The following is a 26,599-nucleotide window of genomic DNA, read 5'->3' on the forward strand; positions in this document are numbered from 1 at the left end:
GGGAATCATTCCCTTGCTTTAACGAAGTCCGGAGAGGTGTACTCGTTTGGAATGGGTAATTCTGGCCGATTAGGCCATGGCGATACGGATAGTCAACTCGAGCCGAAGAAAATCGAGGATTTGTCGGACATTCAGGCGATCGCTGCCGGGGGGAATCATTCCCTTGCTTTAACGAAATCAGGCGACGTGTACTCGTTTGGATGGGGGCTGCATGGCCAATTGGGACATGGTGATACGGAAAATCAACTCACGCCGAAGAAAATCGAGGATTTGTCGGACATTCAGGCGGTAGCTGCCGGGGCTAATCACTCCCTTGCTTTAACGAAGTCCGGAGAGGTGTACTCGTTCGGAAGGGGTAATACTGGCCAATTAGGCCATGGCGATACGGAAGATCAACTCACGCCGAAGAAAATCGAGGGGTTGAAGGACATTCAGGCGATTGCGGCAGGCGATTTCCATTCCCTTGCTTTAACGAAGTCAGGCGACGTATACTCGTTTGGAAACGGTACGTCTGGATTAGGGCATGGCGATACGGCCAATCAACTCGAGCCAAAGAAAATCGAAGGTTTGACGGACATTCAAGCGATAGCTGCCGGGGCCAATCATTCCCTAGCGCTTGCCGTTGAAGAGCAAGACAGCGCCATTCAACCTGACGAGGCGTCGTTCGACAAGAACATCCTGAAGCAGCGAGAGATTTTTGTCACGATGGAGTTGAACGGCAATACACTTAAAGATATTACGAATGGCACAACATCGCTGTCGGAAGGCACGGATTACATCGTAAATGGAAATATCGTCACCATTACAAAAGAATACCTGGCCAACCTGCCGATCGGCACGACTACACTGATCTTTACGTTCAGTGCAGGGAATGATGCAACGCTCAGCGTAACGGTGAGCGACAGCACACTTATCCCCCCGGCCGGCTTGAAGGCGACAGCGGGAGACGGGAAAGTGATGCTGAGTTGGACTGCAACCGATGCGGTCGATGGCTATAACGTCTATATGCAAGAAGCTGACGAAGGCACGTCTCCCGCTGCCGGCCGATGGATGGTTGACAATGATAAGGGGCCGGTAACCGAAACGTCCTATACGGTCGACCATTTAACCGCTGGAAAGTGGTATTGGTTTGCTGTAACGACCGTGAAGGATGAGGTGGAAAGCGGCTATTCGGATCCAACATCCGAAACGCCGTATACAACGGTTGCGGCTGTTGCATCTCCCGGTGCGATTAAGGTTGGCAAGGGATTTGCATTAGAGAAGTTGGAGGAATACCTTCCCGAACATGTCCAAATTCAATTAACGAGCCTGCCTGTCACGATGGATGCGGGTGTGAAATGGGATCTGGAGCATGCCGATTATAACCCGGATCAAGTCGGAACGTACGCGGTTACAGGGGAGTTGCAATTGCCGGGATATGTTCGCAATCCACAACAGTTGCAAGCTGAAATCGCTGTTCATGTATTGCCGAATACGAATGCGAGCCTGAGCGGCATTGCCCTGAACGGAGAACCGTTGGCACATTTTGATCCGGATATTTATACCTACGATGTTGTGGTTCCTTATGCAACGGAGCAAGTGATCGTGACAGCGGCAACTTACGATCCGGCTGCAAACTACGAAGTCGTCAGCGAGGTTGTGCGTGGCGGAATACAACCGCTGAAGGTCGGCATAAATCGAATTGACATCCTGGTAACGGCAGAGGATCAACAAGAGCAAGCAACCTATACCCTCTATGTGAAACGCCAGCCGGATGCCGAAGCGCCGCAATGGCGGGAGGGGGATGAACTGACCGTCTCGGACATCACCCCGACGAGCGTGAAACTGTCGTGGCCGAGCGCGACGGACAACGTCGGCGTGGCAGGTTATCGCATTGATGTAGATGTTGACCACTGGAAACCGCAAACCGTTACAGCAAGCGTGTACGAATTCACGGTCACAAGTCTTCGCGCAGGCACGACGTACACCTTTACGGTGAAGGCGTTTGACGATGCGGGCAACGAAAGTGCACCGCTCCGCAAACAAGCGACGACGGCCCGAGCCGCAGGCGGAGATTCGGGAAGCGGCCGTGTGTTGTCCGACAATGCGGATCTGGCGGATCTGCGCGTATGGGCGGGGGGCAAGCGGCTGAAGCTCAGCCCATCATTTGCTGCGGAAACCCCCGCATATACGGCACGTACCGAAGCCGAGCAAGCGGAGCTGGTCGTAAAAGCGGCGCATTCCGCAGCCAAGGTGATGCTGGACGATCACGTCGTGACCGAGAGGGTGAACGTCGATCTGGAGGAAGGTCCCAATGCCTTTGTCCTCACGGTACAAGCGGAAAACGGTGCGAAGAAAATCTATACGCTGACCCTGTATCGCGACACACCAAAGCCGAATGAACCGCTCATCGAGTTTACCGACATCGCCGGACATTGGGCGGAAAGCGATATCAAGCTCGCCGCGGCCAAGGGGATCGTCAGCGGTTACCCTGACGGCGCATTCAAACCGGACCATCCGGTCACCCGCGCCGAGTTTGTCAAAATGCTGGCAGGCGCAATGAAACTGGAAGGCAGCGGCGCTACGCTGACGTTCACGGATCATGACCAGATCGGGGTATGGGCGAAGCAAGCCGTTGCGCAGGCCGTGCAAGCGGGCATCGTGGTCGGATACAGCGACGGCAGCTTCCGCCCCCATGCACAGATCACCCGGGCGGAAATGGCGATGATGATCGCCCGGGCGTTGCAACTGCAGCTTGACGCGAATGCGCTGCCCGGCTTCGCCGATGATGAAGCGATTCCGAAGTGGGCAAGAGGCGCTGTTCACGCCATCCGCAAAGTAGGCATCATCGACGGCCGCGGCGACAATCGTTTTGTGCCGAACGAAACCGCAACGAGAGCAGAAGCCGTTGTGATGCTGGTCAGAATGTTAGATAGATTATAGAGCATCGTGCTGACAAGTATTTCCCTCCGACTGGGAAGCGATCAGTTTCGACGAATCCGGTGAACAACAGCAGAGCGTGAACAAGGCCATGCTTGCGATGGAAAAGATTGATCCGGGAGCTTGGAGAAGGCGAGAATTGGACTTTCAGACGGACAATGATGCGGAACTGGCGGGCTCCGCACGTTGGAAAGGAAGTGAAAGGAAAATGAGACCGTTTAAATCAGCCGTTCTGTTGGCGGCGTTCGTTCTTTGCTTCGGATGGACCTGGGGGGACGACGGGAATTGGGTTCAGGCCGCCGATGACGGTGCATCCGCGCCGTCAAGCAGTGATTTTGCCGGCGGCTCAGGCACGGAAGAAGACCCGTACAGGATTGAAACCGCTGCACAGCTGAACAAAGTGAGAGATTATCTGGATGCCCATTTCGAATTGGGCGCCAATATTGATCTCTCAACTTACAGTTCTGGAGGAGGATGGTTGCCAATCGCAACGGAATTATCTTCTCCATTTACCGGCACATTTGATGGCAATGGCTATCAAATCACAGGTTTAAAGATCAACCGTGCGGACAAGAATTACCAGTCTTTGTTTGGAGTGACGTCCGAAACGGCTGTCATCCGGAATGTCCATCTCGAGGTCGTGGAGATCAAGGGGTATGATTACGTCGGCGGATTGGTAGGGTATAGCAACGGGATGATTGAAAACAGCACGGTAACGGGAACCCTTATTCAAGGAGAATATAGAGTCGGCGGGTTAGCTGGTATTGTTAGAAAAGACGTGATATAGAAGTTGTCGGAGAGCGTGAAGTCGGGGGGCTGGCAGGTCTATTTAGAGGTTCGACTGGTTTAAAGATCACGATCCGCGATTCATTTGCAACTGGCAACGTTACGGGCATCAAGAATGATGCAGGTGGTTTGGTTGGCTTAATTTCAACGGGTAATGTGGGAAGTGTCAATGAAATCATGAATTCATATGCGACTGGGGAGGTCAATGGAGACCAGCTTGCAGGTGGATTGGCTGGTAAAGCAGAAGCCCTTCCATCGGGTGTGATCAGAATTAAGAATTCCTACGCGACGGGGAATGTCAACGGTAATCAATACGTGGGCGGTTTGATCGGATATAATGCTACGAATGGTCACGATCTTCGAATAGGTTCAGTGATCGAGGTTGAGCATTGTTACGCGACAGGCAAGGTAACCGGTCATTCCGAGACTGGCGGGCTGGTCGGGGCGAATAATGAGTATGAAGAAAGAGGAAATATCATTGATGTCGCCGGAAGCTACTGGTTGACCGATAGCTATACGGATGGTGAACTCCCTGACAATGGGATCGGAATGCCTGTGACAGAGGCGGATCTTCGCGATCCGGAAACATTCAAGAATTGGGATCTCACAGAGGGCTGGTACCAGTACGATGGACATCGGCCATTTCTCCAATGGCAAAACCCGCTCATCTCCTGGGATGCGTCCATTGCAAACGATCGATTGAACCTTGATGACAAGACCAACATTACCGTGAATACGGAGCATCAAAACGGGGATCGCTACAATGCGACAACAACCGCCAGGTATAGCGTTGATCCGGATGACCCCGAAATTGTGCGTGTTGATCCCAACGGGGAGGTCAGCGCCGTCAAAGGCGGCAAAGCAACGATTACCGTATCCTTATTCGACAAGTCCGAGACTTTCGCCATCGTCGTGGACAGCGGAAATCCGGAACCGCCGACGATCACCCTTCATCCCGACGGCTGGACCAATGCTGCCAAAGTGGAAGCGGCGATCGACCACAGCGCCGCTGACCCAAGGCAGACAGATGTTCACACGATTCGCGTAAAAATCGGCGACGGGGAGTGGGAGGACCATCCATTTAACGGTACACCGATTCACTTCGAGGTGACGGAAGAAGGACAAACGAAGGTCCAGGCGCAAGCGATGGATGACATCGGCAATAAGAGTACGATCGTTGAGCGGACCGTGAAGATCAGCAGAAGCGGCCTGAAGCTGGATGTGGATTTGTATTTTACCGATAATGACAGTGAAGCATATCCCGGCGGAACGTGGACGAACCAAAGTGTGACCGCAGCGGTTTATGCTTCTCATGACCACGGGATCGCGCTGCGGCCTATTGTCTATTCGTTGGATGAGGGAGCGGCTTGGGAGATTTATCATGGTCCGCTCGACTTCACAACAGAGGGGCAGTACTCGCTTTGGTTCAGAGTGGAAGATGTATTGGGCAATGAAATGAGCGAGCATGTACGCATCCGTATCGATAAAACGAATCCGGAGATCGAATGGAATCCCGATGGCGATGAAACCCTTTCGCGGACCATATCCAGTCATGTCATCGTGAAGGATGACGGCAGCGGGATCGATGCCGCTTCCCTCCGCTATGTTTGGTCAACGCGTTCAGATCCGTTGGATGAACATGCGAATTGGCAACCGTTCACAAACAACAGCACGTTGCGTTATACGGACAAAAACGGCGGCGACTGGTATTTGCACATTTACGCCAAAGATCAGGTTGGTCAAGAGAGTTACCGAATATCCCGGCGCTTTCGTTTAGAGCGGGAGCCGGTTTCTTCAGAACCGCCGCCGAGTCTGCCTGTCCATATACGCTCCGGCAATGCAACACTGAGGGAGCTCATCTTGTCAGAAGGTATGCTGATACCGGAATTTTCGTGGGACATAACGACGTACAAGGCTTTGATCCCGCATGATGTTGACAGCATCCGGCTCACGATCCGTGCTGCACATCATCAGGCTGGAATCAGCGTGAATGGTCGGCAAGTCCGGAGTGATCAGGGAAGCATTCGCATCCCCTTGCACTCGGATACGGATATTATTGAGATCGTGGTCACTGCGGAAGACGGAACGCGCAGAACGTATTCCATCACCGTGGAACGTATGCAAGAGGAGATGCCGGACCCGCCTTCCCCGGAGCCGTTATTTGCGGATATTGCGGGTCATTGGGCGGAGCCGTTCATTCAGGAAGCCTATGCAAAAGGCATCGTTGCCGGGTACCCTGACGGTACGTTTAGACCGGATCATGTCGTCACCCGCTCTGAATTTACGTTGATGCTCGTTCGTGCCTTGCGGCTGGAGGGGGAACCCGGAGGTGATGCGCCTGCTTTTGCAGACAGGAAGCAAATTGGCGAATGGGCAAAACAAGCGATTGATTTGGCGGCAAGGGCAGGCATTGTGTCAGGATATGAGGATGGAACATTTCGACCTGGGGCGCCGGTCACTCGTGTGGAAATGGCGGCGATGATCGCAAGAGCAACAGGAGCGGAGTTGACCGACCATGCGCAAACCCGCTTTGCAGACGATGACCGTATTCCGGCATGGGCGAAAAGTTACGTGGAAGAAATTCGAATCATGGGCATTATTAACGGTCGCGATCGCAATCTCTTCGCGCCGTATGAGACGCTGACCCGCGCGGAAGCGGTCACCAGCATCCTGAGATTGTTGGAGCTGTTGTCACAATAAGGTTGTCAGATTTGGTGCAGAAGCGCTTTTGCTTCTGCACTTTTTTTTTTTGAAATTGGGCGCACCGTTCATGCTTTGACGTGCAACGCGGCAGATCCTGCTATGAACAAGCGGGTCATATTCAATTCCCCCGAAACATAATGATTAAAGTGTATACGGTACAGGCATAGCGCTTTTCTAGAGGGAGGAGTCACAAATGAAAAAATTAAAAGCGCTCTCACTATTGCTTGCATTAACGCTTGCGGCGGCAGGATGCGGGTCATCCAATCAAGCGGAGAAAGATCCTGCAGGTTCTGGGGGGACAAAAACGATCAAATTTATGCATTTATGGCCGGAGGGTACGAACGCACCGCAAAATAAAATTCTCAATGAGATCATTGCAGATTTTGAACGGGAAAACCCGGGAATTAAAATTGAACAAGAAATTTTGGCGAATGAGCAGTATAAAGACAAAATCAAAGTATTGTCAGCTTCAAATCAATTGCCTGACGTAGGAATGGCATGGCCAGGCGGATGGCTGCAACCTTACGTTGAAGGAAACAAGATTGCATCTTTCGACGATGTGATTGACCGTGATTACAGAAACAAGTTTGTAGATGGAACGATAGAGGCTTTTGAAGTGGATGGCAAAACTTATGGTTTACCTACGGACCTGAATATCGCCATTGTGTACTATAACAAACGGATTTTTGAACAAAATGGATTGAACGTTCCGACGACTTACGATGAATTTCTTCATGTCATCAGTACATTGACCAATAACGGAATCACGCCAATCGCTTTGGGAAATCAAGAGCGCTGGACGGGTTCCCTGTGGTATATGTATCTCGCGGACCGCATCAGCGGCAATGAAACCATTGTAAATGCGGTAAATCGAAAACAATCATTTGAAGACCCGACATTAATACGAGCTGCTGAAGAGATTCAAAGATTGGTCGATTTGGGCGCGTTTCAAAAAGGGTATAACGGAGCAACCAGCAGTGAAGCGGAAAGTCTATTTACTTCCGGTCAAGCCGCCATGTATCTGACAGGTACATGGGTGTTGCCTTCCTTTACACAAGGCGAAAACTTTACCCAAGAATTCAAGGATTCGGTGGACTACTTCAAATTTCCAACCGTGGAAGGCGGAAAAGGGGATATCAATAGCTTTGTGGGTGGTAATGGCGGGTTATTCGTTTCCGAGCATTCCACTGTAAAAGAAGAAGCAAAACGCTTCGTAAAGTACTTTACGGAGAAATTTGGAGAACGCGCGCTCGGTGAAGCGGGGATCATTCCTTCTTATAAATTGAATGCCGATGATTACGATCTTCCGGAATTGTACTTGAAAGTATTAAAGGATTTAAATGATGCAAGCAGCATTACCTTGTTTGCGGATAATATCATGACTCCGGGGCCCGCCCAAGTGCACCTTGACATGATCCAGTCGTTATTTGGCAAAGAGGCGACGCCAGAGGAATTTGTGAAAGCGCATGAAGAGGCACTGGCCAAGGAAGCCGGAGAATAATAAACATTAAGCAGAATACCCAAATTGGAACAGGACATACTTTTTTATAAGTTTGTCCTGTTCTATTTCTCCATTTGAAAGGTTTGAACTGTCATGAATAAGGTTATGTCAAATATATGGATGATTACATTATATATCCTCCCGGCACTTCTTTTGTTGTTGGTTCTCATCTACATTCCATTAGGGCTGTCAGCATATTATGGCTTTTTGGAGTGGGATGGAATCGGTAACATGAAATTCATCGGGTTGGACAACTTCATTACCGGAATACAGGATATGAAGTTTTGGTCCAGCGTCTATCACTCCTTTCTACTGGCTTTATTTTCTGCACTGAGCTTGCTGGCATACCTGGCCATCTCTTTGATCTTGGCTTCGAATATCAAGGGGTCTGACATTTTAAGAAAGATCTATTTGATTCCAATGCTTTTATCTTCCGTTGCAATCGCTCAATTATGGATTAAAGTTTATAATCCCACAAATGGCATGTTGAACAGCTTTTTAATGGCGATTGGCATAGATGATCCGCCCGCATGGTTGGCCGAGCCGTCGCTTGTCTTGTATGCCATTTTCATTCCGATTCTTTGGCAGTATGCCGGCTTTTATATCTTGATTTATTACGCAGCGCTGAAGAACATTCCAGCGGCCCTGGTTGAAGCCGCCCGAATGGATGGGGCTTCGCCTTGGCAAGTGGCTTTCAACATCAAATTGCCTTTAATCAAGGGCGTATTTAAAGTCACGATCGTTCTTGCGATCGTTGGTTCGTTAAAGTATTTTGATTTGATTTATGTCATGACAGGCGGCGGACCCAATGGCGCCAGTGAAGTGATGGCGTCATACATGTATAAAGTTGCTTTCCGAAGCTATGATTTTGGATATGGCAGTGCGATTGGTTTCTTATTATTGATCATTACCTTGATGGTTACGTTCATTGTTCGAAAATTAACGGTATCTGACGAAGAAGAACTCCAATACTAAGGGAGGAGGAGTTATGCAACGCGTAGGCTATGTCGTTTTATATGTTATCTTGATAATTATCGCAATTGTTCAAATATTCCCGCTCTTTTGGTTGTTTTTATTCTCTTTGAAGGATAATCAGCAAATCTTTGCCAAATCGCCATTTTCTTTGCCCGATCATCCTCACTGGGAGAATTATTTGAAGGCATGGCAGGGGAATATCGGCATTTATTTTTTTAACAGCGTTTGGATTTCCGCGGTTGCCATTGTGCTGACGGTTCTTTTTGCAAGCATGGCGACCTTTGCGATTACAAGAATGAAATGGAAGCTCAGCAAATTGGTGTTGGGCTTGTTTATGGTCGGCTTGATGATCCCCCTTCACTCGGCATTGATTCCGCTTTTTAAACTGTATTTAAGTGTTGACCTGATTGATAATCCCATTTCCGTCGTCCTTTCATACACCGCTTTCCATTTGCCGGTTACCATGATGATTTTACTCGGGTTTTACTATACCTTGCCGAAGGAAATTGAAGAGGCGGCCATTATGGATGGTTGTTCGGTTAACCTCTTGTTTGCACGTATTATTCTGCCCATGACGACTTCCGTGTTATCCACAACCGTCATCATTAATATGATCTATAACTGGAACGAATTTGTATTTGTGAATACATTTATTAGTTCAGATCAATATAAAACCCTTACGGTTGGTATCCAGAACTTTATCGGTCAGTATCAAACCGATTGGGGACCGATTGGCGCAACTTTGATTATCAGTATTGTTCCGATCATCATTTTGTATATATTCTTCAGCAACAAAATAGTAGAAGGGATGTCTGCAAGTGCAATAAAGGGATAAAGGGATAATTTGAAAGGGGGTGGTTGATGACGTGCGGCCAAGCTGAAAATGAGGCATCCCAATCTCAGATCAAAAGGACTAACTTATTTTATGTTGGGAGGGGATCGTTGTGAAAAAATTCTTAACGGTTGTCATCGCATTGATCATGACGCTTGGCTTATCACAACAGGCAATGGCCTTGAGCATTCCCGTCAGCAATAACGTGTACGACTTTGAGGCAGGAGCTTTTGAAGCGGTTGACGGCTGGTATGTCGGGGAAATCACGGTCAGATGGAACGGCAACGGCAATAATAAAGCGGATGTGACCTGGACCGGCAACGAAGGCGAGGTCGTCGTCACACCGTATACTGTCGAGAACAACAAACAGAGAGAAGGCACGCTTGGCGTCAAAATCAAGCAGACCACCGAGGAACAGACGGTCGTGTTTACATTGACCAAGGTCAATAAACAAAAGCTTAGCACCACGGTCTTCGTTCCCGCTTTGTACGAAGGCCCGATTTACTTCGATGTTTTGAGAACGGCGAATAACCCTGGATATTACTTCTCCGGCGCTCTCATTAATATGGGCGTTACGTTGACCGCCGACGCTGTGGATAAGGACACCTTCTCCGCAAAAGCCAGAGTAACCGAATATAACGGCACCGTTCAGGGTTCTTTCGGAAATTTCGCTTGGGATCCTGAAAAAGAGAGTTACGCGCTCGGAGATGGATGGGCGAGATGGAATATTGTTGACGCCTATGTTGCTGATGCGGATGGAAACAGGGTTGACAAGGGCAACTATGTGAAATTAGACATCGAATGGAAGACGAGAACCGAGCCGAGTGGAGCCAGCAGCGCCAACCGATACGACGTCCCCGCTACCCGTGCGGCGTGGTACACAGGAGGCAGCGCAGGAGGCTTCATTGCCTATGCGAGCGTAGAGGTCGACATTACGCAGGAAAAGGAAATTCCGGGAATTGCATCGGCGACTTATGTCCAGCGTGAAACAAAGCACGATCCCATATTCGATAAATTCGAGATCCTGGATGCCCCTGGCGGCGGCAAATACGCGCTGTATACCCCTGAGAACGCAAGCGAGGACAACAAAAGACCGTTATTCATCTGGTTCCATGGCACAGGAGAACGCTATTTCGGCGCCAATCCAGGCGGCAATCTCATCGGCAATCGCGCCCTGTCCTTCGCAGACAAGGAATTCCAGGAGGCCCTCGAAGGCGCCTATATATTGGCACCGCAATCCGCTGAAGACGGATGGAACGCCAATCGACTCAACGATATGGAAGAACTGATTCATCAGGTCGTCGCTGATAATTATGTTGACCCTGACAGAATTTATGTTGGCGGACTTTCCATGGGCACCGTCATGACAACGCTGCTGATCACGTCCACCACCGATAATCAGATTAACTTCGCTGCAGCGATCCTCTGCTCCGGAGGCAACATCAGTCCGGCACAGGCAGAAATCATCGCAAGCAAGGGCTTCCCGGTGTATCTTGTGGGCAACACATCAGACGGCGCCGCCGCCGGCCTTCCGTCCTCTCTGGCAAACCTGCAGGCGGCAGGTGTGGACGCCAAGATGAAATTGTATCCTGCGGGTCCCGTTTTCGATGGAGAATTTTATTACGGTGCGCACGATTCCTGGAACTATATTTACAATAACCTTGTAGAGGATGAAAACGGCGAGACCATCTTCGAGTGGCTTGCCAAACAGAGCCGTTAAGTTTCTGAAGCCTTTCTTAACCCGGAAATTGGACCGGTACAGGTTCGGTTTCCGGTTTTTTTTATGGCGAACTGTACGATGGAGGATATTGTAAATGCGTGACAAAAAAGTATGATTGAAATATCTTAAAACAACCAGCTTTTTTCATGAAGTAGAAAGGAGTTCATGGATGATTATAAGAGAAATTACGGAATCGGATAGCTCAGCTTTCCTGAAGTTGAATAAAAGGTTAGATCAAGAAAGCAAATTTATGCTTTTGGAGCCTGATGAACGAGATTTGAGCGAGGAACAACAAAGAAGCATGATATCAGGCATTATTGAGTCATCCAATTCAAATATTTTTATTGCTGAAGTGGATGGTGAATTGGTTGGCCATATTACGGTAATCGGGGAAAATGCAAACCGAATCCAGCATCGAGCTTACATTGTGATAGGAATTTTACAAGACTATGTGGGACGGGGGATTGGCCGAAAATTATTTGAGAAGGTTGAGCAATGGAGGGAAACAGCCGGTTTGACAAGGCTGGAATTAACGGTGATGGTTCACAATGAAAGAGCGATCGCATTGTACAAGAAAATGGGTTTTGAGATCGAGGGGATCAGGAAGCGATCGATGAGAATTGATGGCCAATATGTAGATGAGTATTATATGGCGAAGACTTAAGGTTGAAAACGAATGTAAATCAGCCGCCCGTTCCTCGGGCGGCCATCTTGTAACAGGAAAGATTAGCGACCAGCCGGGGGTTGTTTATGCGCAAACATGCCTGGAAAGAATCGTATAAAACTCTTTGACGTTGGCTAATTTATCAAATTCAAGTTCGTGTTTTCCGGATTTCGTTATCACATTAATTTTGTTTGTAAGTGAGAAAGCGCTCGTTATTTCAAATCCTATTTCCTCGATCTTGCTGTAAGGGATGGAGATAACCTGCATTTGTTTAGTGAGCGGAATTTTTCCAACAAAAATCAGTCTCTTGTTCGTCAGGCCGATAAATTGGCTGTTTACCAGGCCATATGTTCGTTCGATTTGCTCACCTTCAAACAAAAACTCTTGAATTTGCTGTAAATGCTTTTCACGATTTTCACCGCTTTTGAACAGCGCCATACCCTCTACCTCCGTCCTTTTTTACCACTATCGTCCCATTTGTTCGTATAAGTGGATTCGACAATTTTCAAAAAAATCCTTTCTTTTCTGGAAGAAATGCGCAAGGCACATGTCGATTTGCCGCGCTTCCCGCCTCATCCGTCATGACGCTTTGAAGGAATGGTTGCCCAGCCTGATACGGAAAAACCCGATTGTCAAAAGCGGAAAAATCATGTATTTTAAATACAATTGAATAAAAAACGACAAAACGCCAAAACGGGAGCTTGAGGGAATCAGGCTGAGAGTGCAGCTGCAGGCCGCTGCTGACCGTGGATCTGATCTGGATAATACCAGCGTAGAGAGATGGCGGAAAAAGGTCAATTTCCGTGCAATGAAACCGTCTGGCTATATCCAGGCGGTTTTTCATATTCAAAAACAATGGGAAAAGGAGAATCAAAATGAAGCAGTGGAAGTTCACCGATGTGTTGGTGACGATCATGGTGGGCATCGTGTTTGGCGTGATCATGAAATTTTGGGATGATTTCTACACGCTCATCAAACCGATTCTGCCAACGATGCGACAACTGTTGTACGGCATGTGGTTCATGGTGGGGCCGTTTGCGTTCTTGCTCATTCGCAAACCGGGAGCCGCTCTGCTCGCCAGTCTGGCCGGGGCGGGGTTGTCCGCCTTCATCGGCCATGGTGTGCAAGTGTTGATGTACGGGTTTGTGCAAGGGCTCATGGCCGAGCTGCTGTTTGCCGCATTTCGCTACAAACGGTATAACATCGTGGTGGCGGGCTTGGCGGGCGTTATGTCCTGCCTGGGCAGCTTCCTGCTGGATCTGTACTACGGATATGCGGATCTGGAAGCCTGGGCATTGGTGGTGAAATACGGTTTGAGAACGATCAGTGCGTTCGTCTTCACGGGTGTGTTCGCGTATTCCATCATCAAGGCGCTGGAAGCAACCAAAGTGACAACATTGATCCGGCCGGTTTCTCCGGACGAGTACAAGCATCTCGATTGACATTCGTTTTGGCGCAGGCGAATCCTGCGATGCGGCCGGACAAGGGGGGTCACGCATGGCTATGGCAAATGGAAGATCCGGGGAAGTTTCCGCGCATGATGCCGACATCTGCGTCGGCGTTGAACATTTGCGTTTGAAATTTCCCGGGGAACCGGACATTTTCTTTCATCATTTGACCTTGCATATTCCGAAAGGTCAAAAAGTGCTCATTCTGGGTCCGAGCGGTTCGGGAAAATCGACGTTGCTGCAGGTGCTGAGCGGACTCATTCCCCATTCCATCGAAGTGCCCATGCGATACAGCCGGATTCAATGGCCTGCATCGTGGGGATTTGTGTTCCAGGATCCGGATACCCAATTTTGCATGCCCTGTGTGGATGAAGAGCTGGCTTTCGTGCTGGAAAACCAGGGGGTTCCGCGTTCGGAAATGGAATCGCGGATGCGCGAGGCGCTTGCCCAAGTGGGGTTAAGTTTCGATGATCTTCACATTCCGATTCAAAGCCTGTCCCAGGGCATGAAACAACGATTGGCGCTGGCTTCCGTGCTGCTGCTCAAACCGGAAGTCGTGTTTCTGGACGAACCTTCGGCCTTGCTGGATCCGGAAGGCACCGAACAGATCTGGGCCTCCATCAAACAATCCCTGCATGACCGGACGGTGATCCTGGTTGAACACAAAATCAACGCGATTGTGAACTGGATCGACCGGATCGTCTTGCTGGATGAACAGGGGCGCCTCATAGCGGACGGCCATCCGGATGATGTGTTCCGGCACCATAAAGCGGCATTTGAGCGGTACGGGATTTGGTATCCTGCGGTCTGGGACGAATATTTGGCATCGTCCCGCTGGAAGGCGATTCGCGCCAACCGGGAGCGGTCCGGTCTTTCCGCCGCCGACTGCGAGACCGTGCTGGAATTGGAACAATTCGAGGCTTACCGCGGCAAACCATGCAAGCTGCGCGTGGACAAGGCCAGCGTCAATGAAAGATCGTGGATTGCCGTGACCGGTGAAAACGGCGCCGGAAAAAGCACACTGCTTCTGGCTTTGGCCCAGTTGATTCCGACCGCCGGCACATATATCTTGCGGGGGCGAGTGATCCCGGAGCAGCCGAAAAAACGCCGGGTGCCGGAAGGGGTGGCCCTGGTGTTTCAAAATCCGGAGATGCAGGTTGTGGCCGATACGCTGTTCGATGAATTGGCGCTGCCTTTGGCCAAGTCCGGGTGGAAACACGACGAAATGGAGGGGGAAGTCCGGCGGATTTTGCAGTATTTCCATCTGCCTCTCGAACCCGGACGGCATCCCTATGACTTGTCTTTGGGGCAAAAACGCAGATTGAGCGTCGCGACGGCAATGGCGGAGCAGGCATCCGTGCTGCTGCTTGACGAGCCGACATTCGGACAGGACGCGCGCAATACCTTTGCGATCCTGGAATATTTGGAGCAGTTGCGGCATGATGGCAAAACCATCGTCATGGTGACGCACGACCGGCGCGTGGTCGAACATTTTGCCACCGAAGAATGGGTCATTGAAAATGGACGGTTAAAGGAAATACGAAAGATTTGACCATACCGGCGGGCATGGAGGGAACGACGTTGCTGGAATGGTTTGCGCCGCAAAGGATCACATGGTTGCATCGCGCGAATCCGGCATGGAAAGGTTTGCTCATGTTTTTGGTGATGCTGGTGCTGTTTTTTTCCCGCGACCTTGCTTTTATCGTGGTGATAGCGTGCTGGTACGGCGGGTTCTTGTTTGTTTTCAGCGGTTTTGCGCGCAGAAAACTGCTGCTCTTATGTCTGCCCTTTGCGCTCACATTCTTGTCTTCCTCCCTGACATTGGCGCTGTTTGGAAAAGGCGAACATGTGCTGTGGCAGTGGGGCATTGTCAAAATTTCCGAAGAAAGCGTAAGATCTGGACTGATCATCGGCATGAAGTCGCTCGCCATCGGGTTGGTCAGTCTTGTGCTGCTGCTCACGACCCGTCCGGTGTTGTTGTTTTATGCCCTGATGCAGCAATTCCGTTTTCCCGCCAGGTTCGCATACAGTTTCCTGGCGGCATTGAGGTTGGTGCCGATCGTGATCGAGGAGTGGCAGACGAGAACGCATGCGTTGAAGGTAAGGGGGATTGCGTTTTCCAAAGGGGTAAAGGGCGTATACGAACGGCTCAAGCTGTACAGTGTGCCGCTGTTTGCCCAGAGCATTCGCCGGGCGCAGCGCATGGCGGTCGCCATGGAAGCGAAACAGTTCCGCATGAACCAACCGCGAACGTACTATTATGAGACGTCTTATTCCAAAATCGATGCATACTTGACCGCGTATGTATGCGGTTCGCTGCTGGTTGCGTTATTGATGCCCGAACCTTTCCGGTGAGGGCTTTTTGCTTAATGGGCGTATTCACCGATGAAATCGCGGATCGGATGACTTCTATTGTTACAGCGGAATGCAAATTATTGATTTAAGAAGAAAGGAGAAGATCGAATGACAAAAATCGTTCCGCATTTATGGTATGACAAGGAAGCCAATACTTCAAGTTGAACCCGGCCATATCGCTGATGGTCGCCTGCTCGACTTCCAAGGAAGTGGACAGGCTATGGGCGGCTTTGACGGAGGGAGGGCAGACCATTCAGAAGATTACGCCTTGCCTGCTCTTCTCCGGTGATGTCTGCGGGAAAGCCGAGGAAGCCGTCAAGTACTATGCAGAAGTGTTTGCGAACTCGGAAATCGGACCCATCAGCAGATACCGTGAGGGAGAAGCCGCATCTTCAAAGGCCAGGTGAACGATGCTATGGCTTAAATTCAATTGGTTAAATGGGGAGTGTAATTTGATGAATATCGAAACCGACCGATTAATGTTGCGGGAAATGACGGAGGCAGATTTTGAAGCCTTGTACGCTGTCCTTGCAGATGCAGATACCATGAAGCACTATCCCCATCCCTTTAACGAAGACAGCGTCAGAGAATGGATAAGAAGAAATCTTGAAAGATACAAGATCTTCGGCTTCGGATTGTGGGCCGTGGTGTTGAAAGAAACCGGCGAAGTGATCGGGGACTGCGGTCTTACCCTGCAGGTCATCAATGGACAGATCAAGCCGGAAATCGGCTATCATATTCGCAAAGACTGTCAGAGGCGAGGATACGCCAGTGAAGCGGCAAAAGCCGCAAGAGACTGGACGTTCATGAATACGCCTTTCAATATCGTTTATTCGTATATGAAGCATACGAATGTTCCGTCATGTCGAACCGCGATGGCTTACGGCTGCAAATTGGTTGACGAGTTTGAAGATGAGCACAATGAACGGTTCAAAGTATATGCCATCAGTCGCGCGGAGTGGGAAGAATCAAGGCGCTGAGTTAATGCGTTATTTCCGATAATGGTCAAGCACGGTGGACGAGGCGCTGGACTATTTTGACGAACGGGAGATGGTGTACCCTCTGCGCCTGTTGAGCGAAGCGGGCCTCGGCTACATGACGCTGGGCCAGCCGCTCAGCTCCTTGTCGGGCGGCGAACTGCAGCGGGTGAAGCTGGCGACGGAGCTGGCCGTGGAAGGGAATATTTATGTGCTGGATGAGCCGACGACCGGACTGCATTTGTCGGACATCGAGCGGCTCATGCGGCTGATGAACCGTCTGGTCGATCAGGGAGCGACGCTTATTGTGATCGAGCATCATCTGGACGTGATCGGCCAGGCGGACTGGATTATCGACCTCGGCCCCGGGGCGGGATATGAAGGAGGCAATGTGCTGTTCCAGGGGCCGCCGGAGGAGCTGATCCATTGCCATGCTTCCATTACCGGCCGCTATTTGAAAAGATATGCGGAAGGCGGAAGCAGGGAATGACGGTACGCGAAATACACCGAAACGCGGAGATGTCGCAATGAGAACACTTTGCAACGAGCTTGCGCCGAACCGGGAATACGGCCACGAGAAGTGCAGCCACAAGGATTCCAAGGCTTACTAATCGAAATTATATGCAGGAGCAAAATGCAGTCCGGAGTTTCGGATCGAAGAAAGGGCTTGACCGAAAGAACCAATCAGGGAGGGCTTCTGCGCATGAGAATAGCGGGCGTGGAGTTGTCTGCGGATTTGCGTTTGGAATCGGTGGAGTGGGCCAGGCTGCCGGGGGAGCGCCTCCGGGAAGCGGGTCGCAACGCCCGGCTTGGCGTGCACGGGAAATACCCGGAGCCGCCGGTCGCCGTCGTGCGCATCGGAGGGATCGTCGGTTTCGGGCTGTCGTTCATCCGCAAGGAGACGGCGGAAGGCATGATCGGCACCCCTGTTTACGAGTTTTTCGAGGAGAACGGCGCGGTGAAGGAGCCGTACCGTTCGCTGGAGTTCCCGCTGCTCGACTGGCTCGGCAAGGCGGCCGGCAAGCCGGTGTACGACCTGTTCCGCAGGGCGGATGCTCCTTCCGCGGCCGACGGCGTGCGGATCCCGTGTTATGACACGTCTCTGTATTTCGATGATTTGCACCTGGAGGACGATCCCGCGGCGGCAGAATGGATGCGGCGCGAGGCGGAGGAAGGGAAAAGCCTCGGCCACCGCCATTTTAAAATCAAAGTCGGCCGCGGCGCGCGCTGGATGGACCCGGCAGCCGGTCTGAAGCGGGATATCGCCGTTATCCGGGCGGTGGCCGAAGTTGCCGGCCCCGAAGGCAAAGTGATGATCGACGCGAACAATGGGTATACGCTGAATCAGCTGAAGGAAGTGCTGCGGCAGACGCCGGACTTGTATTGGGTGGAGGAAGCGTTCCACGAAGACCGCGTGTTGTATGAAGATTTGCGGGAGTGGATGGCGAAGCATGATATCCGCGCGAAGATCGCCGACGGCGAAGGGGATGCCTCCCCTCATCTGATGGATTGGGCGCAAGCCGGGGTCGTGGACGTGGTGCAATATGACATTATCGTTCCGGGATTCTCCGCATGGCTCGGGATCGGGGCGAAGCTGGACCAATGCGGCGCACTCTCCGCGCCCCACAGCTACGGCACCATTATCGGGAACTATGTCGGCGGGCACCTGGCGGGGGCGATCCGCGGCTTCCAGTTCGTCGAATGGGATGAAGGCGACGTGGCGGGTGTGGACCGTTCAGCCTATCGGGTGGAAGACGGCGCCGTTACGATCCCGAATCTGCCGGGGTTCGGCCTTGGCCTGGATCTGGAACGCTTTGCGAAGGAACGCGCGGCATCGGGCTGGAGGATCGGGTGAGAAGGAATAGCCTGATGTGAAGGTCTGTAACCTTCTCAACCTGTGGTATACTGGTTTTGGAGGAAGAAAAGGTGGTGCGATTCATGAATGTTAATCGCGAAGAGTTGAAACGCATGATAGACCACATTTCCGAACAGGAAGTAGCAGAACTGCTTGATTTTATCGGTTATTTAAACATGAAGCGCGAACGCGAGGCATTGAAAAATCTCGAACAGGCATGCCTGACCAGTATGGACTTCTGGGACAATCCGGTTGATGATGAGGTTTGGAATGATGTATAAGCAGGGCGATATACTGCTGATCCCGTTTCCATTTACCGATTTGTCGTCAACGAAACAGCGTCCTGTACTTGTATTGTCCAATACCAAGTATAATGAATCGAACCAGGACATCGTTGTAGCCGCAATTACATCGAATTTGACGGAGAAAGAATATTCAATCTTGATAACCGCAAATGATCTCGACGAGGGAAAATTAAAGGTAGACTCCTTGATTCGGGCGGATAAGATTTACACATTCTCGAACCAGATCGTCATCAGAAAATTCGGGCATTTGAAAGCCGAAGTATATATTAGGGTTAAGGATCAGATCGAAAAGTTAATCAGAAGCTAACGCAGCAAATTTGAACTGCTTTCTGTCAAGAGAACAGTGAAAGAGAAAATTGAGGGACATGATGACAACAAGTCAATCCGATTCTCAAGCAGTGATCTCCGCATTAATCGCGGAGTTTCTTTATTTGGAGCATTTTCTTGGTATAGGGTGAATCTTCCATCCATTTTTTTGAAGGAATTCTACTCAATCGTTTGGCAGGTCTATGGTATAGTAAGCATAGGACACAGGTTTGATGGAAACAGGGGATCATCAGGCGATGAAATTATTCGAGGTATTGCCAAACAACTTTTTCCGTTTGTTGACGGGATCCAACAAGGAACTGTACGCGGAAGCGGGTTTGCTCATTTATGAACAGTCGCAGCGGGACCGGTTCGGCATCCGCTATGATGTGATGCGGGACTTGCTGCAGGAACTGATTGAGACCCAACAGGAGCTTGGACTGGCTTACGCGCCGGATGACGACGAACTGTTGGATGATGAAGTTCGTGCGCCGGGCGGAAATACGCGAACAGCGAATCGGGGCAGCGGGTCCTTGCGAATCGGGGAAACGGGAGCGCAACAAATCACTGTGGAAGAAGCGGCCAGGATGCAAGCGAATGCAATGCTTCGGCGGTTCGAAGCTTTGAAATGGATCGATGTCGAAGACCGCGATCAATTTCAGCGCTATATCGTATTGCCACATTATGCAAGCCGGATGTTGGGCCTGTTCATGGAATTGTGCGAAGCCCGGTCGGTGGAGTATCAGCGATTCGCTTTCACCACGTTTCAAATTTTGACCGGCGGAGAGGCCGAGCGGCGACCTTGTTTCGCCGTGCGCGAAGCGCTGCAGATTACGCTGCAATTTCGGCAAGAGCTGATCACCCTGTACAACAATATGAAACACCACATGGAACAGGTCGTTCAGAAGACGTCCATCCAGGACGTGCTTGACCATCATTTCGACACCTACATATCGCAAATCGTGGACAAAAGCTACCATCGCCTCAAGACGTCCGACCACGTATCGCGATACAGACATCACATTTTGCAGAAGGTGCAGGACTGGCTTCTGGACCGTGACTTGATGGAGGAGACGATTACCGACGGTTTGCAGAGCGATTTTTACCGGTCGCGGGAAGAGGCGGAAGATGACATTCGCCGGTCGCTCTTGACGATCGAGGAAATCTATGCCGGACTGGACGAGGTTTTCTATCAGATCGATGTGCGCCATAATCAGTATTTGCGTGCGTCTTACGATCGGGCGCGTTATCTCAGTCAGCATCAGACCGGAGTGGCGCAACAGTTGGGCATGCTGCTGGAGCACTTGTCACAGCGTGCCGAGGCTCTCGGCCTGAATGCGGATTTCGACGGTGAAAATGCGGAGGTTAAGCGCCTGTTTCGCATGCTGCACATCGGTCAGCTGAGTGAAGGTTCCCTGTATATTCCCCGACAGCGCCGCCAGCATCATCAGCCGGAGCGCCATATCGTGGTTGACATCCCCGAAGAATGGAAAGAGCAGCTGCATCAAACGAACCTGGAACGGATGCGGCGGTCGATCACCCGCAAGAAGGTCGAACGGTTCGTTCTGGACAAGATGGGGGAACGCGACCATATGGAGATGCGGGAATTGGCGCCGGACACTGTGGAGCAACTGCTGCTTCTGACTTATGTGTATTTGTACGGTCAGGACGACTCCTCCGCCTTCCGCTTGCGGCGGAACGAGGAGCGCGTCATTGTACGGATCGGACCGTATCGTTTCCACAATCATACCATCGTGCGTGCCGAGGGGAATGCGGGCCGTAAAGCGGTGATGCGATGAACGGGCAAACCAGAGCCGGGAGGTGCGAACGCCATGACCATGGGCAGCGAATATCCCGCCGTGGCGGGAGGATTGGCCTTGCTTGACGCGTTGGGAGAATCAGACAAGCAGAAAATGGGCGCCGCGCTCAATCGGCTGCTTGCGAACAATTTTCTGGTCAAAGAACGGGACAGGGAAGCGTACATGTTCCTGCGCAGAAATCGGGAGGCGGCGCAGGCTTTTTTTCGTTTCTTGCAATGGGAGTTCATTCTCGATGATCGTCACGAGGTCGTCTATGTGCAGGGGCCGGACAGCACGATTCGCCGCGCGTTCAACCGGGATGAAACGATCTGGATGCTGATCCTGCGTCTGATTTACCAGGAAAAGCGCGAAACATTGTTGCTCAGCGAATTTCCGATCACGACGCTGTATGAAATCCGATCGAAGTACGACACGTTCCGTCTGCCGTGGATCAACATGACGACGTTGGATCGGCTGGTGCGGCTGTGCACACGCCATCAACTTCTCGATACGCTGGACAACGACGTGCGCTCCGATGACTGCCGGTTTCGGCTTTTTCACAGTTGGATCTATTTCATCAACATGGACGAAGTCAAGGCATTGGCAGAACGGATCGAGCGATACCGACAGCGGGAGGAGGGCGACCTGTTCAATGAAGTGGCTGAAGAAACTCCGGCTGATTAAGTGGCACTACTTCGAAGATGAGACGATGGAATTCGGCAGGCAGACATTGATCACCGGCCAGAACGCCGCCGGCAAATCGACGATCATCGACGCGCTGCAAGTGCTCCTGATTGCCGACCAACGTCAGATCCGCTTCAACCCGGCGGCCCACGAAGAGGCGAAGCGGTCGTTGATTCACTATCTGAAAGGAAAAATCGGCAGCGATGACCGTACTTTCGTACGCGACGGGAATTTTACCACTTATATCGTGGCGGAATTTCGCGATGATGTGAAGAAAGAATCATTCGTGATCGGCGTGGTCATCGATGTGTTCTCCGATCAGCAATTTGAGGAAGAATACTTTATTCTGGCCGATTGTCGACTTGACGATCTTGATTTCATCAAGCCGTCCGGCCATTTGCGCAATCGGGAGGAATTCAGGCGCAGGCACGCGGTTTCCTCCGACCGTTCGCGGGCGAGGGCGATTTTCGAACGGAACAAAACGACGTACCAGAAGGCGTTGCTCGCGAGATTGGGAGGGCTGAACGAGCGCTTTTTCCGCATTTTCCTTAAAGCTCTATCGTTCAAACCGATCCAGAATGTCAGAGATTTCGTGTACGATTACATTCTGGACAAAAAAGAACTGCAGCTGGACTTGATGAAGCAAAATTTCGACATCCATGAAAAATACAAACGTGAACTTGAACAACTGCAGATTCGCAAGGAAAAGTTGCAGAGCATTCGCGACGTGTACGATCAATATGACAAACTGCGCGTGACGGTTCAGGAACAGGAGTATGTGATCCGGCGGCTCAAGCTGACGCTGGAGGAAGAGCAACTGGAAACATGCCGCAAGCAGCTCGCCGAAATGGAGGACCGTCTGCGCGGGATGGAAGACGAGATGGCGCTTGCCGCGATGAAGTACGAAGAAGCGAAAGCCGAAGCAGAACAGGCGTTGACCCGCTGGAAGAGCCATGACGCGGTGAAGCGTGCGGAGGAACTGGAGCGCCAGATCGAGGAATGGAGCGACGGACTGGAACGGTTAAAGCAGGAACTGAATGCTGCCAGGAGGGCATTGGAAGGAGAACGGCAACTCGTCGCGCAATTGGTGGATTGGCCGGGAAACGATGGCTGGACGCTCCGATCGGATGATCGTGCTAATCTGACGTCAGGTGTGGAAGCGATGTCGACGGCAATTCGCCGTATGGAGATTATGCTGGATTCCGATCCGGAGACGGAGATCTTCGTAGATGATCTCGGAGAACTCATGCAACGCATCATGGATTTGGGAACACAACTTGGCCAAATCCACGAGCAACTCCTCATTGAACGAACCCGCGCGGAAGAGCGTGTCCGGGCCTTGGCCGACCGCATGTGTGAACTGGAACAGGTCATTCGGGATCTGGAAAACAAGAAGCGTCCCTACCCGCACTCGGTCGTTCAGTTGAAACGCGTGCTTGAGGAACGGCTGAACGGACGGTCGCCGGTGTGGATTTTCTGTGAGGAAATGGAGGTCGAAGATGAGGATTGGCGCAATGCCGTCGAAGGTTATCTGAATACGCAGCGGTTCGATCTGCTCGTTCGGCCGGAAGTGTTCGCCGAGGCGTTGTCGATTTATGAAAGGGAGAAATACCGTCTGCAGCTCGAAGGGGTCGGACTGGTTGATACGGAGAAAGAGAAGCGGTTCTTTCAGACGGCCGAAGCCGGATCACTTGCCGAGGCGCTCAGCACGGACAATCCGTTCGTTCGGGCGCATATTGATCATTTGCTCGGCCGCGTCATGAAGGCGGCGGACGAACAGGACCTGCGCCGGCATCGGACAGCCGTAACGCGCACTTGCATGGTGTACCACAACATGGTGGCGCGGCAGATGAGACGTCAGCAATACGAGCTGCCTTACATCGGCGCCAAGGCGATCGTACGCCAGCTCGAGCTGAAGAAACAAGAATTGGCGGAAACGTCAAAGGAGCATGCGCATTGGGCGGACATTCACCGGGGCATCACCGGATGGACGGAAAAGTTGACTGACAAGAAAGCGCGCATGGAACGGCTTGGCGGACAACTGGCCTTGACGTCGCAATTGGCGGATACGAGGCGGCGATTGGCCGGGGCGAAAAGTGAGTTTGAGCGGTTGGATCTGAGCGAAGCGCGGCGGCTGGAGCAAGCCTATCATGACTGGCAATCCGAGGTAGAACGCTGGAACAACCGGCGAATGGATCTTGGTAAAGAAATGGGGGTGAAGGAAGAAGAGCGAAGGAATATCAATGCCCAGATTTACATCCAGAACAACAAGGTGAAGGACGCGCGGCAAGTGCTGGACAGCTGGGTGGCGGAGTATGATCCCGGACTGCTGCAGGGCGCGCTCTCCCGTTGGTCCGATGCCGAAAAACAGGACCTCCCGACTTATCGCAAACTGGAAAACTGGCAAAACAATCAGAAAGGCAACGCGACTCGCCGCGATGACACACGCAGTGAGCTTCAAAAATTGCGTCTTCAGTTCAACGCCGAGCATCTGTTCGACGGACCGGAGGCGGCGGAGGACAATGACGCCTATGACGCGGCGCTGAGAACCGTCGCCGATATCAACATTCCCGATTACCAGGACAAGGTCGAAAAGGCGCTGAAAGATTCCGAAGAGGAGTTCAAATCGCATTTCGTATTCAGGCTCAGGGAAGCGATCGAGATGGCAAAGCGCGAGTTTCATGAACTCAATTATGCATTGCGGAATTTTCCTTTTTCCCGGGACCGGTATTTTTTCGAGGTGACGTCAAGAGAGAAATACCGACGGTTTTACGATGCGGTCATGAACCCGATGCTGGCGGAGAAAGGGTCGCTGTTTGACTTGCCGGACCATGATTCCTCGGAGACATTGCACGAACTGTTCGAAATGCTGGTCCGGGGCGAAGCGGGGGATATGGAAGAATTCACGGACTATCGCAGCTACCTGGATTTCGATATCAGAGTCCACTCGGATGATTCCAGCTATTCTTTCTCCAGGGTGCTGCGGGAAAAGTCGGGCGGTGAGACGCAGACGCCGTTCTATATCGCGATTCTGGCTTCGTTTCACCATTTGTACAGGACTAACAAGACTTCACGGCTCGTTGTGTTCGACGAAGCGTTCAACAAAATGGACGAGCAGCGGATTCAGTCGAGTCTGCGCTTGATCAAACAGTTGAACCTACAATTGATCGCCGCGGTTCCGGACGAGAAAATGCAACACATGGCGCCGGAGGTCACGACGACGCTGATTGTGACGAACCGCAACTATCGTTGTTTCGTCGATATGGTGGATCGTGCGGATATCGCGGAATTTTTGGCCATAGAGGATGACGATGCGGGGGCGGGAGTCACAGGTTCCGGTGATGATGAGGATGGGACCAGGGAAGTGGTATGGCAGGACGAGTTGTTTTAGTGAAGGAGCGGGTTGCGTTTTCGTCGAAAGGAAGGGATTCAGGCATTGATGGATCGGGATGCTTGGAGCGAGACGGAATACAAGAAAGAGTTCGGGCGGCGACTTTTGGCACAATTGATACGTAAATACGAGAGCAGCAAGGCGTTCGCAAGCGGCGATCCGGTGAAGCAGAAACCGCAAGTTTCTTTCGCCAACGGTCCGTTTCAGGTGGAATATGAAGACGAGATGGATTTCCGCAAGAAGGAATGGATTCATGAAGTGGTCGAATCGTTGGCCTCGCGGGGCATTGTGGCGGTGAAATGGGAGAAGTTCCGGGAGGGCCGGCAGCTGGCCAAAGTCTATCTGGAACCGGACCGCGTCGAGGCGGCGTATGAACTGGCGGGGGCGACGCCTCGCCAAAAGAAAATGGAGCGGCTTAGGGATATTCTGAAAACGCTGGATCATCACCCGTGGGAATGGGTTGCCCAATGGTCACGTGAAGCGGTGAGTGCGCTTAACCAGCGCAAATCTGCCAGTCTCGATCTCGACGATCCGGAAGGGTACGAACGGCTGGCGGATGTGCTGCGGGAACTGCCGAAACTGGAGGACGACATTCCGAAACGCGTGCTGAGCCACCGCCTGTTTCAGAATTCGAAGACGTTCGAGCGTCTGGTCGAGCGGCGGCTCGTCCATTTGATTCAGACCCGTTCGGGGATTGAATACGACAGTGACGCGGACGCGTTGGAAAGTGTCGGAATCGCCGATCAACCCCGAAGTGTCTGGATCGCCGGAGCGCTAAGGTGTTCCATTGGCAATCACCCGGTCTCGCTTGCCATGTTCCCCGGCGGCATCGGCTTGTCGCGGGATACGGTGCGCGCGATGACGATTGACGAGGTAGGCGGCTTGCGTATCGTATTGATCGAAAATCTTACTTCCTGGCATCAGTGGGTGAAGGAGAGGCAAGGGGCGGACGAAGTCGTTGTCTATACCGGCGGTTTTCCGAACCGCGCCGTGCAGCAGTTGCTGCGCAAACTCGGCGGCTACGTTTACGGCGATTCTCGCGAGGAAGGTCGGAGATTCGGTGCGGTCGGCGGATTGCCGGTTTACCATTGGGGCGACATGGATGCCGGCGGCATTCAAATTTTCGAATTTCTCCGCATACACTTTTTTCCGGATCTTGAACCGCTCGGAATGGACGAGCAGAGCTTTTTGCGCAATGCCGGCGCCGGAATGGAATATAGCAGATCATATGCGAAAAAGCTGAAGGACATGCTGGCAAACGAACGGTTTGCTCGCTGGCATGGCCTGATCAGGCTTATGCTGGTCCACGGAAAACGTATTGAACAGGAAAGTATGGCAATCCCGGCGGACCTGTTTGGATGATAAAAATCCCCTCCAAC

21 protein-coding genes, 2 pseudogenes and 1 riboswitch are annotated in these 26,599 nt (G+C 51.6%); of the genes and pseudogenes, 22 read left to right on the forward strand and 1 reads right to left on the reverse strand.

Annotation, left to right across the window (positions count from 1 at the left end):
* The 8 genes from KJQ12_RS14745 to KJQ12_RS14775 form a co-directional block, all read left to right on the forward strand.
* Nucleotides 1-2,922, forward strand: a 2,922-nt coding sequence (locus KJQ12_RS14745) for an RCC1 domain-containing protein (RefSeq protein ID WP_213485466.1), incomplete at its 5' end; no start/stop codon positions are given.
* 76 nt (nucleotides 2,923-2,998) lie between these two features.
* On the forward strand, nucleotides 2,999-3,706 hold the full coding sequence (locus KJQ12_RS19655; protein ID WP_244860632.1) for a GLUG motif-containing protein: 708 nt from the start codon (nucleotides 2,999-3,001) through the stop codon (nucleotides 3,704-3,706).
* 176 nt (nucleotides 3,707-3,882) lie between these two features.
* A complete protein-coding gene (locus KJQ12_RS14750) occupies nucleotides 3,883-6,405 on the forward strand; it encodes an S-layer homology domain-containing protein (protein WP_244860633.1) in 2,523 nt (840 codons plus the stop codon).
* 196 nt (nucleotides 6,406-6,601) lie between these two features.
* On the forward strand, nucleotides 6,602-7,909 hold the full coding sequence (locus KJQ12_RS14755; protein ID WP_213485468.1) for an extracellular solute-binding protein: 1,308 nt from the start codon (nucleotides 6,602-6,604) through the stop codon (nucleotides 7,907-7,909).
* A 93-nt stretch (nucleotides 7,910-8,002) separates the two neighbouring features.
* Nucleotides 8,003-8,884, forward strand: coding sequence for a carbohydrate ABC transporter permease (locus KJQ12_RS14760; RefSeq protein WP_213485470.1), 882 nt, complete (start codon nucleotides 8,003-8,005; stop codon nucleotides 8,882-8,884).
* Between the two features lie 13 nt (nucleotides 8,885-8,897).
* Nucleotides 8,898-9,719, forward strand: coding sequence for a carbohydrate ABC transporter permease (locus KJQ12_RS14765; protein ID WP_213485472.1), 822 nt, complete (start codon nucleotides 8,898-8,900; stop codon nucleotides 9,717-9,719).
* Between the two features lie 109 nt (nucleotides 9,720-9,828).
* A complete protein-coding gene (locus tag KJQ12_RS14770) occupies nucleotides 9,829-11,436 on the forward strand; it encodes a carboxylesterase family protein (protein ID WP_213485473.1) in 1,608 nt (535 codons plus the stop codon).
* A gap of 172 nt (nucleotides 11,437-11,608) precedes the next feature.
* On the forward strand, nucleotides 11,609-12,100 hold the full coding sequence (locus tag KJQ12_RS14775) for a GNAT family N-acetyltransferase (protein ID WP_425315983.1): 492 nt from the start codon (nucleotides 11,609-11,611) through the stop codon (nucleotides 12,098-12,100).
* A gap of 84 nt (nucleotides 12,101-12,184) precedes the next feature.
* On the opposite strand, the gene KJQ12_RS14780 is transcribed toward KJQ12_RS14775, so the two are convergent.
* Nucleotides 12,185-12,538 carry a PH domain-containing protein gene (locus KJQ12_RS14780; protein WP_213485475.1) on the reverse strand — a complete coding sequence of 118 codons (354 nt, stop codon included), beginning with the start codon at nucleotides 12,536-12,538 and terminating at the stop codon, nucleotides 12,185-12,187.
* 245 nt (nucleotides 12,539-12,783) lie between these two features.
* Nucleotides 12,784-12,896, forward strand: a riboswitch (TPP riboswitch).
* Between the two features lie 79 nt (nucleotides 12,897-12,975).
* Between KJQ12_RS14780 and KJQ12_RS14785 the strand changes: the two genes are divergently transcribed.
* The 14 genes and pseudogenes from KJQ12_RS14785 (at nucleotide 12,976) to KJQ12_RS14845 (ending at nucleotide 26,582) form a co-directional block, all read left to right on the forward strand.
* Nucleotides 12,976-13,542: an ECF transporter S component gene (locus KJQ12_RS14785; RefSeq protein WP_213485476.1), complete on the forward strand. Its 567-nt coding sequence runs from the start codon at nucleotides 12,976-12,978 to the stop codon at nucleotides 13,540-13,542.
* Between the two features lie 127 nt (nucleotides 13,543-13,669).
* The gene (locus KJQ12_RS14790; RefSeq protein WP_342344869.1) at nucleotides 13,670-15,100 is read left to right on the forward strand and encodes an ABC transporter ATP-binding protein; all 1,431 of its coding nucleotides are present in this window, start codon (nucleotides 13,670-13,672) and stop codon (nucleotides 15,098-15,100) included.
* A 29-nt stretch (nucleotides 15,101-15,129) separates the two neighbouring features.
* The gene (locus KJQ12_RS14795; protein WP_213485477.1) at nucleotides 15,130-15,903 is read left to right on the forward strand and encodes an energy-coupling factor transporter transmembrane component T family protein; all 774 of its coding nucleotides are present in this window, start codon (nucleotides 15,130-15,132) and stop codon (nucleotides 15,901-15,903) included.
* A gap of 155 nt (nucleotides 15,904-16,058) precedes the next feature.
* Nucleotides 16,059-16,139 (forward strand): annotated as a pseudogene (locus KJQ12_RS19770) (VOC family protein); the annotation flags it as partial.
* On the forward strand, nucleotides 16,113-16,310 hold the full coding sequence (locus tag KJQ12_RS14800) for a VOC family protein (protein WP_280529266.1): 198 nt from the start codon (nucleotides 16,113-16,115) through the stop codon (nucleotides 16,308-16,310). The pseudogene KJQ12_RS19770 and the gene KJQ12_RS14800, both read left to right, overlap by 27 nt.
* Before the next feature lie 48 nt (nucleotides 16,311-16,358).
* The gene (locus KJQ12_RS14805) at nucleotides 16,359-16,883 is read left to right on the forward strand and encodes a GNAT family N-acetyltransferase (protein WP_213485478.1); all 525 of its coding nucleotides are present in this window, start codon (nucleotides 16,359-16,361) and stop codon (nucleotides 16,881-16,883) included.
* 31 nt (nucleotides 16,884-16,914) lie between these two features.
* Nucleotides 16,915-17,370, forward strand: a pseudogene (locus tag KJQ12_RS14810) (ATP-binding cassette domain-containing protein); the annotation flags it as partial.
* 213 nt (nucleotides 17,371-17,583) lie between these two features.
* Nucleotides 17,584-18,735: an enolase C-terminal domain-like protein gene (locus KJQ12_RS14815; RefSeq protein ID WP_213485479.1), complete on the forward strand. Its 1,152-nt coding sequence runs from the start codon at nucleotides 17,584-17,586 to the stop codon at nucleotides 18,733-18,735.
* An 83-nt stretch (nucleotides 18,736-18,818) separates the two neighbouring features.
* On the forward strand, nucleotides 18,819-19,016 hold the full coding sequence (locus KJQ12_RS14820; RefSeq protein ID WP_213485481.1) for a DUF2281 domain-containing protein: 198 nt from the start codon (nucleotides 18,819-18,821) through the stop codon (nucleotides 19,014-19,016).
* Complete coding sequence (locus KJQ12_RS19925) at nucleotides 19,009-19,347, forward strand: type II toxin-antitoxin system PemK/MazF family toxin (RefSeq protein WP_015253655.1); 339 nt, start codon at nucleotides 19,009-19,011, stop codon at nucleotides 19,345-19,347. The genes KJQ12_RS14820 and KJQ12_RS19925 overlap by 8 nt, the downstream gene beginning before the upstream one ends.
* 256 nt (nucleotides 19,348-19,603) lie before the next feature.
* Nucleotides 19,604-21,145, forward strand: a complete 1,542-nt coding sequence (locus tag KJQ12_RS14830; protein ID WP_213485483.1) for a Wadjet anti-phage system protein JetA family protein — start codon at nucleotides 19,604-19,606, stop codon at nucleotides 21,143-21,145.
* A gap of 33 nt (nucleotides 21,146-21,178) precedes the next feature.
* Nucleotides 21,179-21,829: a DUF4194 domain-containing protein gene (locus tag KJQ12_RS14835; protein WP_244860636.1), complete on the forward strand. Its 651-nt coding sequence runs from the start codon at nucleotides 21,179-21,181 to the stop codon at nucleotides 21,827-21,829.
* Nucleotides 21,798-25,220 (forward strand): ATP-binding protein, encoded by a 3,423-nt coding sequence (locus KJQ12_RS14840; protein WP_213485484.1) that lies wholly within the window; start codon nucleotides 21,798-21,800, stop codon nucleotides 25,218-25,220. The genes KJQ12_RS14835 and KJQ12_RS14840 overlap by 32 nt, the downstream gene beginning before the upstream one ends.
* Before the next feature lie 48 nt (nucleotides 25,221-25,268).
* Entirely contained in the window at nucleotides 25,269-26,582 is a 1,314-nt protein-coding gene (locus tag KJQ12_RS14845) for a Wadjet anti-phage system protein JetD domain-containing protein (RefSeq protein ID WP_244860641.1), read from the forward strand.
* Nucleotides 26,583-26,599 lie beyond the last annotated feature (17 nt).

Origin of the sequence: Thermobacillus xylanilyticus (assembly GCF_907165215.1) — a bacterium.
Lineage (GTDB): Bacteria > Bacillota > Bacilli > Paenibacillales > Paenibacillaceae > Thermobacillus > Thermobacillus xylanilyticus.

Bases quoted from the DNA above. Each gene is read 5' to 3' on its own strand.
- KJQ12_RS14830 (WP_213485483.1), top strand. From the start codon at position 19,604: ATGAAATTATTCGAGGTATTGCCAAACAACTTTTTCCGTTTGTTGACG.
- KJQ12_RS14750 (WP_244860633.1), top strand. From the start codon at position 3,883: ATGAATTCATATGCGACTGGGGAGGTCAATGGAGACCAGCTTGCAGGT.
- KJQ12_RS14765 (WP_213485472.1), top strand. From the start codon at position 8,898: ATGCAACGCGTAGGCTATGTCGTTTTATATGTTATCTTGATAATTATC.
- KJQ12_RS14820 (WP_213485481.1), top strand. From the start codon at position 18,819: ATGAATGTTAATCGCGAAGAGTTGAAACGCATGATAGACCACATTTCC.
- KJQ12_RS14760 (WP_213485470.1), top strand. From the start codon at position 8,003: ATGAATAAGGTTATGTCAAATATATGGATGATTACATTATATATCCTC.
- KJQ12_RS14840 (WP_213485484.1), top strand. From the start codon at position 21,798: ATGAAGTGGCTGAAGAAACTCCGGCTGATTAAGTGGCACTACTTCGAA.
- KJQ12_RS14845 (WP_244860641.1), top strand. From the start codon at position 25,269: ATGGATCGGGATGCTTGGAGCGAGACGGAATACAAGAAAGAGTTCGGG.
- KJQ12_RS14755 (WP_213485468.1), top strand. From the start codon at position 6,602: ATGAAAAAATTAAAAGCGCTCTCACTATTGCTTGCATTAACGCTTGCG.
- KJQ12_RS19925 (WP_015253655.1), top strand. From the start codon at position 19,009: ATGTATAAGCAGGGCGATATACTGCTGATCCCGTTTCCATTTACCGAT.
- KJQ12_RS14835 (WP_244860636.1), top strand. From the start codon at position 21,179: ATGACCATGGGCAGCGAATATCCCGCCGTGGCGGGAGGATTGGCCTTG.
- KJQ12_RS14805 (WP_213485478.1), top strand. From the start codon at position 16,359: ATGAATATCGAAACCGACCGATTAATGTTGCGGGAAATGACGGAGGCA.
- KJQ12_RS14785 (WP_213485476.1), top strand. From the start codon at position 12,976: ATGAAGCAGTGGAAGTTCACCGATGTGTTGGTGACGATCATGGTGGGC.
- KJQ12_RS14815 (WP_213485479.1), top strand. From the start codon at position 17,584: ATGAGAATAGCGGGCGTGGAGTTGTCTGCGGATTTGCGTTTGGAATCG.
- KJQ12_RS14780 (WP_213485475.1), bottom strand. From the start codon at position 12,538: ATGGCGCTGTTCAAAAGCGGTGAAAATCGTGAAAAGCATTTACAGCAA.